Raw genomic sequence first — 13,014 nt, 5'->3', positions numbered from 1 at the left:
GGGCGTCATACGTCGCCTGAGGCCGGAGCCGGGGCTCAAGCCGGGTCCGGAGCCGGGTCCGGTGCCGGGTCCGGGTCCGGACGGGCGTCCCCGCACGCGCCGTTCCCCGGGCCGAGCGTCACCGCCGTGCCCGTGCCCCGCTCGGCCTTCACCCACAGCCCGTGCGCGACCACCGCGTCCAGCCGCAGGAACGGGACGGGCACGGGCGGCACCGCCCGGGTGGAGACGGTCAGCGGCAGCACGCCCAGGAGCCTCCCGTGCAGGCTCGCCGCACGGAAGAGGACGGCGCCGGTCAGTGACAACTCCTCGGCGACCAGGCACGAGGCGGCCTCGCCCTGCCCGTGCCGGATGCGGGGCCCGGACAGGTGGATCGAGGAGGCCCGGCACACGTCCGCGCCGGGGGGACAGTAGAGGCCGGTGACGGACAGCGTGGCCGCCCGCAGCGTGCTCCCACCGGACCCCGCGATCCCGCCGGCCCCTGCGGTGCCACCGGACCCGGTAGTCCCGCCGGACCCAGTGGTCCGCCCGCTCGGTGTGGCCGCGGTCAGGCAGTCGGCCAGTGCGCGCGCCGCCGTCACCCGCTCCCCGCGCCGCGGCTGCGCGGAAGGCAGCGCACCGGGAGCGCAGCCGCGGTCACCCGCCGCAGCGGTGCCCTTCGGCCCCTCGGAGGGCGCGGCACTTTCCGGGGCGGGAGCGGAGGCCTCCCCGGAGCGGTCGTCGGGCCCGGCGTCGGCGGCGGTACCCGCCCAGGCCGGGGCGAGGGAGGCGGTGAGGCCGGCGCCCACGGCGAGCCACAGCCGCGCACGGCCAGGGCTCACCCGCCACTCCCCGCGGCCTGGACGGGCGGGCACTGCCACGCGATGGCCAGGGCCCCACCGACCAGCGCGAGGAGCATGCCCAGAAGGAATCCGCCCAGGTTGGCGAACGGATAGGAAAGGACGCCCAGGACGACGGCGGCGGCCCCGCTGACGTGGGCGCGTACCGGCACGACCCACATGTGGACCGCGCAGCCGGCCAGCGCCAGGGCGATCATGACGGTGGCCGCCCCGCTGACACCCTGCACCGGCAGCAGACCGACCTGGGCCAGCGGGAAGTAACCGATCTCCACCCCGGCGCCCGCGACGCACGCGATGGCTCCCCGCGGGCGGTGTCCTCGCCTCAGTCGCACGGGTGCTCCCCGGCGCGGACGTCCATGGTGGCGTCGCCCAGCGTGAACAGCCCGGCGGTCAGCGACCAGGCGTCCATCTCCATGTGCCGGATCGTCAACGCGTCCGCCTGCTGGCCGTACGTTCCCGCCGCCCCTCGGGCGCCGCCGCGCAGCGTGGCGGCGTCGCGCCCCATCTCCACGGCGTGGAACCGCATGTCTCCGCGGATGGACGACAGGTCCAGCGCCAGCGATGACGCCTTCACCGCCCGGTGGTCGCCGGAGCGGATCCGCAGTGTCGCCGTACCCAACGGTGTCCGTGCCACCGCGGACTGGCACAGCCCGTACAGCGCGGCCTCTTCCAGCCCGACCACCGCGACCGCGTGCCGCCTGCCGGACGTCTCCTGACGGAACGAGGCGAACTGCGTCACCCCCTTGGCCTCCAGCTTGTGCGCCGTGACGGCGAAGGGGCTGCCGGCGACAGCGAACGACACCGGGACCGCCGCCGCCGTCGTGGTCGCGACCGTCGCACCGGCCAGCACCAGCGCGCCGCTCACGGCGAGCGCGAAACGCCGCCAGTTCGTCCGTCCCCCGGCGGCCCGGTGACGCGGCCCGGTGACACCTGGTACGCGTACGCCGCTGCGCCTCATGAGGTTGCCTCCCGGAAGACGGTCTCTCGCCGGTTAACGTGCCGTGTCCGGTGAGGGTGTGCCCGCCATCCGGGTGGTCGGCGGGCGCGGTCGCCGGTGACGCCGCCCCGATCTCCTCGCCGCCCGGGCCGACAGGACGGGGACAGTGCGATGGTGTCGCCCATGTCCATTCTGTTCACCGGAGCCACCGGCTTCCTGGGTTCCCGTCTGCTGTACGCCCTGCTCGTGGAAGAGGGTTGCGAGGTCACGGCGTTGGGGCGCGGCACGCCCGCCACGCTGCGCGCGCGTCTCGTCGCGTCCCTCACCGGCCTGGCCGGCGGGCCGCTGCCCCAGTCGGCACTGGACCGCTTGCACTGCCTGCCGGGAGACGTCTCCCGGCCGCGCCTGGCGCTGCCGCCGGCCCACTACAGCCGGCTCGCGGGGCGGACGACCGAGATCTGGCACAGCGCCGCCGACATCTCGCTCTCCGCGCCGCTGGAGTCACTGAGAGGGACCAATACGGCCGGCACGGCCCACATCCTCGAACTCGCGGAGTACGCGGGCCAGGGGTGCCGCGTCACGCACGTCAGTACCGCCTTCGTCGCCGGGCGCCGGCGCGACGGGTGCATGGCGGAGACGGAGCTCGACGACTCGGCCGGCTTTGAAACGGCGTACGAGCAGAGCAAGTTCGAGGCGGAACGGCTCGTGCGCGTGTGGGCTCAGCGGTGGGACCGGCCGGTGACCGTGCTGCGGCCCAGCGTCCTGGTGACGGGCAGCCGCCCCGAAGAGGGAGCGCCCCAGCACCCCTTCGGCGAACTGGGGCGGAGGACCGAGAAATCGAGCGGGGTTTTCGGGGGAGTGACGGGGCGCGTGCGGCTGCCCCTGCTGCCCGAGGGCACGATCAACGCGGTGCAGGTCGAGTACGCGGTCCAGGCGATGCTGTGTCTCGCCGCGCGCGCCCCGGACACACCCGGAGTAAGCACCTTCCACGTGGTCCACCCGGTCGACACCCCTGTACGTCTGCTCCTGGAGGCCATCGAGAACCGGCACCCGGGGCTGCGGCTGGAGCAGGTCGCGCGCGTCACCGACCCGGATCCGGCCGAGACCCTGATCGCCGCGCAACTGCCCGACTTCCTCTGCCGGTACGGCATGCAGCGACGCCGCTACGAGCGGTCGGGCCTGCTCTCGCTCGTACCGGAACTGACGGATCCGCCGCCGCTCGACGCGTCCTACGTGCGGGCCGCACTGGGGTACGGACCGGCTGTGCGCGGCGCCACCCGCACGGGGGCAACGGCGTAGCAGAAGGGGCGATTTGTCGCACATGCCGCAACCAGGGGGCTCTCCGGCCGTTACCCGGGCGTGCCCATCGGCCCGTTCCCTGTGCCCCCACTCCGAGGATGCCGTATGCCTGCCTCTGGTCCCGACGCCAACGAACCGATCGCCATCGTGGGGGCTTCCTGCCGTCTGCCCGGCGGCATCGCCACCCTGGACGACCTGTGGGGTGCTCTGGAACTGCGGCTCGATCTGGTGACGACCATGCCAAGCGACCGGTTTCCCGCCGAGCGGTTCACCGACCCCGAGCGGCGCAGGGCCTCCCGCAGCTACACGGCGGCGGGTGGTTTCCTCGACGACGTCGCGGGGTTCGACACGAGCTATTTCGACGGGATCTCGCCGCGTGAGGCCGCGGCGATGGACCCCCAGCAGCGGCTGCTGCTGGAGCTGGCGGTCGAGGCCGTGGACGACGCGGGCGCGTCACGGCAGGCACTGGCGGGTTCGGACACGGCCGTGGTGATCGGCGGCAGCTCCCACGACTACGAACAACTGCAGACGCTCGTCGGGGGCCGGGCGGACCCGCACATGATGGCCGGTCTCGCGAGCTGCAACCTGGCCAACCGCCTTTCCCACGCCTTCGACTGGCACGGCATGAGTACGACCGTGGACACCGCCTGTTCCTCCGCGCTGACAGCCGTGCACCAGGCCTGCGAGATCCTGCGCCGCGGGCGTTCGCGCACCGTGCTCGCCGGCGGTGTCCAAGTCCTCCTGGGTCCCTCCTCGTTCATCGGCTTCTCGGCGGCCGGCATGCTCTCGCCGACGGGGCGCTGCCGGCCCTTCTCCGCCGACGCCGACGGTTTCGTCCGCTCCGAGGGCGCGGGCCTCGTCCTCCTGAAGCGGCTCTCGGACGCCACGGCCGACGGGGACCGGATCCACGGGCTCATCGTGGCGAGCGGTGTCAACAGCGACGGAAACACCCCCGGCCTCACCCTGCCCAGCGGCACGGCCCAACAGGCCCTGCTGACCGCGGTCTACGACGAGGCCGGCCTCAGCGCCGACGAACTCGGCTACGTGGAGGCGCACGGCACCGGCACACCGGTCGGCGATCCGGTCGAATGCGCCGCCATCGGCCGCGCCCTGGGCGCCCGCCGCCGCGGTGGCGCCCTGCCCATCGGATCGGTGAAGGGCAACTTGGGCCACCTGGAGGGCGCGGCGGGCATGCCGGGCCTGTTCAAGGCGCTGCTGGTGCTGAGGCACGGGCGCGTTCCCGCGACCGTCAACGCCGAGCCGCTGAACACGGACATCGACTTCGACGCCCTGGGCCTGCGCCCCGTCGTCGAGGCGGAGGACCTGGGCGAGCTGCGGCGGCCGCTGGCCGGGGTGAACTCCTTCGGATTCGGAGGCGCCAACGCGCACGTCGTGCTGGCGCCCGCGCCGCGCGTTCCCGCCTCCCGCAGGGAGCGGACGACGGCGGGGCCCCTGCCCGTCGTCGTCTCGGCGCGCACCCCCGAGGCGGTGGCCCGAGCCGCCGAGAACATGGCCCAGCGTCTGGAGTACGCCGCGCCCGAGGAGTTCTACGACATCGCCTATACGGCCACCGAGCGGCGCGGCCGGCACGAGTACGCCACCGCCGTGCTCGCCGCGACCCCCGCCGAAGCCGCGCGGGCCCTGCACGCGGCGGCCCTCAGCCCGGACGCGGCGCTGCGCACCGTCACCGGCGCCGCAACCACCGGCGAGGCGGCGTGCCGTACCGTGTTCGCCTTCTCGGGCAACGGCTCCCAGTGGCCGGGCATGGGGACGGCCCTGCTGGACGCCGAGCCCGCCTTCCGCCGGGCGGTCGAAGAGGTCGACGGTCTGCTGCGCCCCCGGCTCGGCTGGTCGGTGACCGAGGAACTGCGCCGCCCGGCGCGGCAGACACGCCTGCATCTGACGGAGGTGGCCCAGCCGCTGCTGTTCGCCGTGCAGATGGGCCTGGTCGAGCTGCTGGCCGCCTACGGCATCCGCGCCCAGGCCGCCGTCGGCCACAGCATCGGCGAGGTGGCCGCCGCGTGCGCCACGGGCGCCCTGGACCTGCCCGCCGCGTGCCGGGTCGTGGCCGCCCGCAGCCACGCGCAGGCCTCCACCGCGGGCACGGGCAGGATGGCCGCGGTGGGCATGAGCGCCGAGGACATGGCCAAGGAACTGGCCGCCTTCGCCCCCAGGCTGGAGCTGGCCGGGGTCAACGGTCCCGGGGACTGCACCATCGCCGGAGAACGGCAGGCGCTCGCCCGGCTCGGGACGGAACTGACGGCGCGCGGCGTCTACTTCAAGGAACTCGACCTGGACTACGCCTTCCACAGCCGGGCCATGGACCCCGTCAGGGACGAGCTCCTCGACGCCCTGACCTCCCTCACGTGCCGGGATCACCGCGTTCCCTTCTTCTCCACCGTCACCGGCGGACCGCTCGCCGGGGATCGGCTGACCGCCTCGTACTGGTGGCGCAATGTGCGCGAGCCGGTCCTTTTCGACCAGGCGGTCACCGCCCTGCTGACCCAAGGGCCCGCCGTCTTCCTGGAGATCGGGCCGCACAGCGTGCTCACCCCCTACCTCAGGCGGCGGCGGGAGGACACCGGCCCCCTCCCTGGCGCGGTCGCCGTCTGCCGCCGCCGGAAGGACGATCCGGACACCGTCCGGGCCGCCGCCTCGGCCGCCATCGCCCTGGGCGCACGGACGACCGGCGGTCACTTCCCCCGGCCCGGACACGTCACCACGCTGCCCGCCTACCCGTGGCAGCGCGAGCGGTGCTGGAACGGATCGCCGGGGGACTGGGAGCGTGTGCCCGGGGATCGCGGCATCGCGCACCCGCTGCTGGGTGGGCCCGCCCAGCTCGCCCAGCCCGCCTGGCGTCAGGAGATCGACACCGCGCGCGTGCCGTGGCTGGCCGACCACCGGGTGGGTGACGCGGTGGTCATGCCCGCCGCCGCCTTCGCGGAGGCCGCGTGCGCCGCGGGCCGCCTGCACCTCGACGGCCCCGCGGAGGTCACCGATCTGCACGTGGTCCAGGCCCTGACCCTGCCGGGCCGGACGGACCCCCGGGATGTCGTGACGCAGACGACCCTGTCGCCGGAGGACGGTGTCGTCCGTATCGCGGCCCGGCCCGACACCGGGTCTCCTTGGCAGTTGCACGCCCGTGGCCGCGTGCGCAGGCTCCTCGCCCCGGCGCCCGGCCCCCTGGACCTCGCGGCGGTGCGCTCCCGGCTGCCCGCCGTGGACGTGGGCCCGGAGGCGTTCTACGCGTCGTTCGCCGCCGTGGGCCTGCACTACGGGCCCGCCTTCCGCGTCGTCACCGGGGCCCGGGCCGGCGAGGGCGAAGTGTTGAGCGGCTACCACCTCACCGTGCCGGGCGACGGCTTCGAGGCCCATCCCGCGATCCTGGACGGCGCGCTGCAGAGCGCCGCGGCTCTGCTCGCCCGGTCCGGGGAACACCACTTGTTCCTGCCCGCCGCGATCGGCGCCGTCCGCGTGTGGCGGGCCCCGGCCGCCCAAGGCCACATCCACGTCAGGTCCGTCCACCTCACCGACCGCGACGCCCGGTTCGACGTCCTGATCACCGACGACAGGGGCGAGGTCGCCGCCGAACTGCGTGACTGCCGGATGCGGCGGGCGGACCTGCTGGCCGGCACAGCGGTACATCAGGCCTCCGTCGTCCTGCGCTCGGCCACGCCTCCCGGCACGGTCCGCCCCGCGGCCCTGCCCGCGCCCCGCGAGGTGGCGGCGGAGACAGCGGCCGCGCGCGCCGACCTCACCGACGACGGGCTCACCGGCTTCCTGGCGCGTCTGCGGGAGTCGACGGCGCACTGGAGCGCGTACGCGTTCGCCCGGCTGCTGCCCGGGCACACCCGCTTCGGCCTGGACGATCTGCACGCCGCCGGAATGCCCGAACGGTACGTGGCGCGGGCCGCCCTGCTGGCCGGGCTGGCCGTCGACCACGGCCTGCTGTCGGCCACCGCTGACCCCGGGCGCCCCGGCTGGCGGTGGCGTACGACGAGCGACCCGGGCGGGCGGGCCCGGGCCCTGCTCGCCGACCACCCCGGCATGGCCGCGCTCCTGGCGGTCCACCAGCGGTGTGGGCTGCGGCTCGCAGCCGTGCTGAGCGGGGATCGCGCTCCGCGGGAGCTGTTCGCCACGGAGGGGGACCGCCACCTGTGGGAACGCTTCCAGGCCTGCACGCTGCGCCCCGCCCTGCGCCGCGGTGCCCGGCTGCTGCTCGCCCGGGTCCTCGCCGACCGGCCCGCGGGCAGCCCTCTGCGGGTGCTGGAGCTCGGTGCCGCGGCCGGTGACCTGAGCGCCGAACTCCTGCCGCTGCTGCCGCCCGAGTTGACGGAGTACGTCTTCACCGACCGCTCCGCGGACACCTTCCCGCGCGCGCAAGCACGCCTGGAGACCTACGACTTCGTCGACTACCGGACGTTCGACCCCGACGCCTCCGATGACCCCGATGCCCCCTGTGACCCCGGCGCGTACGACCTGGTGATCAGTTCCGGCGCCCTCCAGCGGTCGAAGGCACCGGCCGCGGCCGCGCGCCGCGTCGGGCGGATGCTCGCCGAGGGTGGGCTGCTGCTGGCCCTGGACCGTGGCCCGCTGCACCACACCGCGCTGTTCCAGGGGCTGTTCGACACCGCTTCGCCCGCTCTTCCGTGCGACGGCGGCGAGACGCTGCGCTCCGCCCTGCACGACGCCCACTTCACCGACATCACGGCCGGCGGGACGGCCGACGGCCCGGGCAGCGTGCTCCTGGCCCGGCCGCCCCGGTCCACGGGAGCCGGGACAGCGGCGCCGCCGGGTGGGACACCCGCGGCCGGCACGGCGGCGGCTCCTGGGGCCCTGTCCGGCCGGTGGCTGCTGCTCTCGGAGAGCGCCACGACCCCGCTGCCCCCGGCGCTGGCCGCCGCCGTGGCCGACGCCGGAGCCGACGACGTCGTATGCGGCACGGTCCCTGACCCGGAGGGCTGGGAAGAACTGACGGCCGGCACGGAGTCCGCCCATTGCGTACTGATCGTGGACGGCCGGGTGCCCTCCGGTGCCGAGGCGCTCACCCGCCAGGCCGTCCAGCGGGCACAGACTCTCCGCGCGGCGGCGCGGGCCCTGTCCACCGGCTCCCCGGACCACCGCTCCACGCTCTGGCTGGTCACCCGGCCCACCGGCGCCCTCCCCTCCCCCGAACGCCCCCTCGACCCCGCCGCCGCGACCGTCTGGGGCACCGCGCGTACGCTCGCCAACGAACGTCCCGGCCTTGCCGTGCGCCGCGTCTCGCTCGAAAGCGGCCCGGACACCGCCGCGGACGCCGACCGGCTGGTACGCGAATTCCTGCACGCCTGCGCACCCGCCGCGGAGCCCGCCGAGGACGAGGTCGTGCTGACGCCCACGGGCCGCTTCGTGGCACGCCTGACCGACCGCCACCCCACCGCGGGCCCGCCCGCGGGCCGCGACGAGCCCTACGCCCTCGAACTGCGCGACCAGGGTCTGCGCAGCCGGACCACCTGGACGGCCGTAGAGCCCCCGCCCTCTTGCGCCCCCGGTGAACTCCTGGTCCGTGTCCACGCCGCCGCGCTCAACTACCGCGACGTGATGCTGGCCACCGGCATGCTGCCCCCGGACGCCGAGGTGCCACTGCCCGGCGGCCCCGCCCTCGGCCTGGAATACGCGGGCGAGGTGACCGCCGTCGGGCACGGCGTGACCGGGTACGCCCCCGGCGACCGCGTCTACGGCCTCGCGCCGCGCTCCTTGGCCTCACACGTACGCGTACGGCCCGAGTCGGTGGGCCGTACCCCCGCCGCCATGAGCCACGAGCAGGCGGCCACTTTGCCGGTCGTCTTCCTCACCGTCCACTACGCACTGGCGCGCCTGGCCCACCTGCGACCCGGTGAGACGCTGCTGGTGCACGGAGGAGCGGGCGGTGTGGGCCTGGCCGCGCTCCAGTACGCGCGCCACCTCGGCGCGCACGTGATCGCCACCGCCGGGACGCCCACCAAGCGGGACCTGCTGCGCGCCCTGGGCGTCACCCACGTCTTCGACTCCCGCACGCTCGACTTCGCCGAACAGGTGCGGGAGGCCACGGACGGACACGGCGTCGACGTGGTCCTCAACTCCCTCTCCGGGGAGGCGATCACGCGCGGCCTGGAGGCCTTGCGGCCGGGCGGGCGGTTCGTCGAGCTCGGCAAGCGCGACATCTACGCCAACCAGCCGCTGCTGCTGCGGCCGTTCCGCCACAACATCTCCTTCCACGCCCTGGACGTCAACCAGTTGACCGCGCACGCGCCCGAGGCGCTGGCCACCGCCTTCGACGAGGTCGACCAGCGCGTGGCCCAGGGCGTCTACCGGCCGCTGCCCCATGAGGTGTATCCGGCCGCGGGGGTCCACGAGGCCTTCCGCACCCTCCAGCACTCCCGGCACCTCGGCAAGGTCGTCGTCTCCCTCGCCGAACCGCCCCCACTGGAACGGCCCGCCCCCACCCCGGCCCCGGCACCCGACGCCACCTACCTCGTCACGGGCGGCACCAGCGGCTTCGGCGCGGCCACCGCCCGCCACCTGGCGGCCCGCGGCGCCCGGCACCTGGCGCTGGTCAGCCGCCGCGGCTCCGGGTCCCCCGAGGCCGCCGAGCTGGTGCGGGAGCTCGCCGCCCTGGGGGCCACCGCGCACGTGCACGCCGCGGACGTGACCGATCCGGTGGCGCTGCGTGCAATCTTCGTACAAGCGCACGATGCGGGCCGTCCCCTGCGGGGCATTGTCCACGCGGTGATGCAGCTGGACGACGCGCCCCTGGCGGAACTGGACGCCGACCGGTTCCACGCGGTGCTGGCCGGGAAGATGCAGGGCGCTCTGGTGCTCGACGCGTTGAGCCGGGAGCACGCGGTGGAGCACTTCGTCCTCTACTCCTCGATCTCCGCCCTCATCGGCAACCCGACACAGGCCCCCTACGCCGCGGGGAACCTCTTCCAGGAGGCGCTCGTCCGGGCCCGCAGGGCCGACGGGGCCGCCGGTCTGGCCGTGGCCTGGGGCGGCATCGGCGAGACGGGCTACCTCCACCGCGCCGGGATGACGCAGACGTTCGATCGCCTGGGGGCCGGCACCCTCGCGCCCGCCCAGGCCCTGACCTGCCTGGACGACCTGCTGGGTCAGCGGGCGCAGGTGAGGGCGGTGGGGCGGTTCGACTGGCCGCGCATGGCGCGCGCCCTGGCGTCCCTGCGGTCCGCCGCCCGCTTCGTCCCCCTGACCGGCGCGGGGAACCCGGGGGAGGGTGTGGACGCCGCGGACGAGTTCGCCGCGCGCTACCACGGGGCCAAGAGCGACGACGAGGCCCGCGCCGTCCTCACCGAAACACTGATCCGGCTGGCGGCCGGCGTGCTACAGACCCCGGCCGAACGCCTCGACGCCGCCAAGGACATCAGCTCTCTGGGCCTGGACTCCCTGATGCTGGCCGAGCTCACCGTCTCCGTACGGCGCACCCTCGGCTGTGAACTGCCGGTCATGGAGCTGGTGACCGTCAGGTCCCTCACCGACCTCACCGAGCGGATCCACCGCACCCTCCGACGCGCCGAACCGGCCAACCCCACTCATCCCCCGAGTCCCACGAGTCCCCACGAGCACGCGGAGGCCCCCGCACCGTGAGTCATACGTCCTCGCCCCGGCCCTCGCCCGTCGACCGGCACCTGCACCGCACCATCCGCACACTCCCGCACCACGGGGGCTACCTGGGTGTCCTGGGCGTCCTGGAGGGGCGGCCACCGGGCATCGAGGAGCTGCGCGACGCGGTCGCCGACGCCGTGGCCCGTGTTCCCGCGTGGCAGTACCGGGTGTGCGCCGACAACCGGCGGGTCTGGGAGCCTGCCCACGGCCAGGACCCACGGGAGCACGTCCACGAACTACGCCTGCCCGAGGGCCCCGCGGCGCTCGAAGACATCGCACGGGCCGCGCACCGCGCGCCTTTTCCGGAACGGGCCGACAGCTGGGGCGTCAGGCTCGTCACCGGCTGGGCCCCCGACCGCTACGCCCTCGCCTGCCGGGTGCACCACGCCCTCCAGGACGGCGTCGGGGGCATGGCGGGGATCAGCGCCTTCATGGCCCCTGGCCTGGAGCTCCCGCTGAGCGTTCCCCCGGACGCCGAGCCGCCCTTCCGGCCGGTCGACACCGCCCGCTGGGCCGCCCGCACCCTGCCGCCCCTGCTGCGGCCGACGGCCCGCTGGACCCCGGCACGTCAGGCGGCGGGCACCACCCGCACACTGCACGTCACGAGCTGCGGCACCGGGCGCCTCAAGGCGCTCGCCCGCGCGGCGGAGGCCTCGCTGAACCAGATCTATCTGGCCGTCACCGCCGGTGCCCTGCGCGCCTGGACACCCGAGGACTGGGCGGCCCGCGACGCCGGGCCATTGCACGCCTGCGTCCCCGCCGAGAGCCGTCCCGCGGGCCACGAGATGGCCACCCTCGGCAACCACCTGGTGGCCCTGCGGGCCGAACTGCACTGCGCGGAGTCCGACCCCCGCCGCCGCCTGGACCTGATGCGCCCGAGCACCGACACGCGAGGCGCCCTGATCCCGCAGCAACGGGCGGCCCTGCGCGCCCTGCCCCGCGTCGCGGGCCTCGCCACCCGTTGTCTGCTCAACCCGAGCCGGACCGCCCTGCTGATCACCAACGTCCAGCTGGGGGCGGGGCTGACGGTCGACGGACACCCCGTACGCCAGATCGCCAGCCTGCCGCCCCTGCTCTTCGGCCAGCCGCTGACCGTGGCCCTGACCACCTACGAGGAGCAGGCCACCGTCTGCTTCACCAGCGACCGCGGCGACCCCGACCCCGGCCTCCTGCCGCAGCTGTGGCAGGAGGCCCTGACGGAGCTCGAAGAGGCCTACGCGCCGGTCTGAACGCGCGGGGCGCGGGCCCGGCGGCCGGACCCGGTGGCGTCGGCCAGTGCGGCGCGCAGCCAGTTGTCGGCGGCGCCGGGGGTCGGCTCGGGCGGGCCGGGCGGCGGGCTCATGACCTCGGCGGCGAGCTGCCAGTAGTGGTCGATGCGGGTCTCGGTGGCGAGCATGCGGCTCAGGCCGTGGCGGAAACCGGCGGTCTCGCGGGCGTTGAGGGCGGCGGCGTGGACGGCGACGAAGCAGTCGAGCGCCTCGCCCGGGCGCGGCGCCCGGCCCGCCCGCAGCTCCGCCGAGGCCAGCGCGAAGGCCTCGGGGAGCCCTTCGTAGAGCATGGCGGGGCGGTAGCCCTTGCCGGACTGGTGCACCTCGGGCAGGCCGCTGTCCGGGGGCGGGCCCGAGTCGAAGCAGCTGCCGGAGACGAACGCGTGCAGCCGGGCGAAGGCGAGCACCTGGGCCGGGGCCGGGTCCTCGGGCAGCTGCGGGACCGCCTGTTCGACGACCGCCGACACGACCCGGGCCGGTAGCCGCGCGGGCAGCCAGCGCCGCCAGAACCGGGCGAGCGCGGCCGTGCTGGGCGGCGTCGTCAGGCCGCCGACCAGCTGCAGCCGCTCGGCGCGCTCCTCGGCGGTGCAGTCGCGCAGCAGGCGCAGCGCGGCCTGGCGCCAGCGCAGGGCGGTCAGGCGGGTGCCGAGGTCACGCAGTTGGACCTCGACGACGTCGACCAGCGCGTCATCCAGCGCGTCCTCTTGTTCGAGGACTCGGCTGACGTCACGGACCGGCACGTCGAGGCCGCGCAGGGAACGGATGAGGCGGAGCCGCTCCAGCGCCTCGGGGCCGTAGCGGCGGTGGCCGCCGCCGCTGCGGGCGGCTTCGGGCACCAGGCCGCTGTCGGAGTAGAAGCGGACGGTCTTGACGGTGACGCCCGCCCGCTCGGCGAGCTGCCCGATGCTCCACCGGCCGTCTTCCCGCTCGCCGTCTTCCCACTGGCCATGTCGCGGCACGACTTGAACCTCCCTCAGGGGGAGTTCCTAGCGTACGGGCGAGCGCGGCGGGGCGGTCCTGACGGTCGGCCCGGCCG

At 75.2% G+C, this 13,014-nt stretch carries 7 protein-coding genes; 3 read left to right on the top strand and 4 right to left on the bottom strand.

All coding sequences use genetic code 11. The features are described 5' to 3' along the window. Window positions 1-35 precede the first annotated feature (35 nt). Genes ACOBQB_RS36255 through ACOBQB_RS36245 form a run of 3 tightly spaced genes read right to left on the bottom strand, consistent with a single transcriptional unit; the run spans window position 36 to window position 1,794 of the window. The gene (locus ACOBQB_RS36255) at window positions 36-818 is read right to left on the bottom strand and encodes a hypothetical protein (RefSeq protein WP_423598051.1); all 783 of its coding nucleotides are present in this window, start codon (window positions 816-818) and stop codon (window positions 36-38) included. Beyond that, a complete protein-coding gene (locus ACOBQB_RS36250; protein WP_423598049.1) occupies window positions 815-1,168 on the bottom strand; it encodes a DUF6114 domain-containing protein in 354 nt (117 codons plus the stop codon). Before ACOBQB_RS36250 ends, ACOBQB_RS36255 begins: the two co-directional genes overlap by 4 nt. Continuing rightward, window positions 1,159-1,794 (bottom strand): DUF6230 family protein, encoded by a 636-nt coding sequence (locus ACOBQB_RS36245; RefSeq protein WP_423598047.1) that lies wholly within the window; start codon window positions 1,792-1,794, stop codon window positions 1,159-1,161. Before ACOBQB_RS36245 ends, ACOBQB_RS36250 begins: the two co-directional genes overlap by 10 nt. Window positions 1,795-1,956: 162 nt before the next feature. Here ACOBQB_RS36245 and ACOBQB_RS36240 point away from each other — a divergent pair, with 162 nt between their 5' ends. The 3 genes from ACOBQB_RS36240 (at window position 1,957) to ACOBQB_RS36230 (ending at window position 11,939) form a co-directional block, all read left to right on the top strand. Then, entirely contained in the window at window positions 1,957-3,072 is a 1,116-nt protein-coding gene (locus ACOBQB_RS36240; protein WP_423598045.1) for an SDR family oxidoreductase, read from the top strand. A gap of 105 nt (window positions 3,073-3,177) precedes the next feature. Beyond that, on the top strand, window positions 3,178-10,692 hold the full coding sequence (locus ACOBQB_RS36235; protein WP_423598043.1) for an SDR family NAD(P)-dependent oxidoreductase: 7,515 nt from the start codon (window positions 3,178-3,180) through the stop codon (window positions 10,690-10,692). Next, entirely contained in the window at window positions 10,689-11,939 is a 1,251-nt protein-coding gene (locus ACOBQB_RS36230; protein ID WP_423598041.1) for a wax ester/triacylglycerol synthase domain-containing protein, read from the top strand. The genes ACOBQB_RS36235 and ACOBQB_RS36230 overlap by 4 nt, the downstream gene beginning before the upstream one ends. Here the strand turns inward: ACOBQB_RS36230 and ACOBQB_RS36225 are convergent. Continuing rightward, complete coding sequence (locus ACOBQB_RS36225) at window positions 11,924-12,937, bottom strand: MerR family transcriptional regulator (protein WP_423598039.1); 1,014 nt, start codon at window positions 12,935-12,937, stop codon at window positions 11,924-11,926. The genes ACOBQB_RS36230 and ACOBQB_RS36225 overlap by 16 nt on opposite strands. Window positions 12,938-13,014 lie beyond the last annotated feature (77 nt).

This window comes from Streptomyces sp. G5(2025) (genome assembly GCF_049542075.1).
Classification (GTDB): Bacteria; Actinomycetota; Actinomycetes; order Streptomycetales; family Streptomycetaceae; genus Streptomyces.
Note: the sequence above shows the minus strand (reverse complement) of the source record. Positions and strands in the feature narration are given on the sequence as shown.

What these genes read in the sequence shown, in the direction of transcription:
- ACOBQB_RS36245 (WP_423598047.1), bottom strand. Translation starts at nt 1,794, where the DNA reads ATGAGGCGCAGCGGCGTACGCGTACCAGGTGTCACCGGGCCGCGTCAC.
- ACOBQB_RS36240 (WP_423598045.1), top strand. Translation starts at nt 1,957, where the DNA reads ATGTCCATTCTGTTCACCGGAGCCACCGGCTTCCTGGGTTCCCGTCTG.
- ACOBQB_RS36235 (WP_423598043.1), top strand. Translation starts at nt 3,178, where the DNA reads ATGCCTGCCTCTGGTCCCGACGCCAACGAACCGATCGCCATCGTGGGG.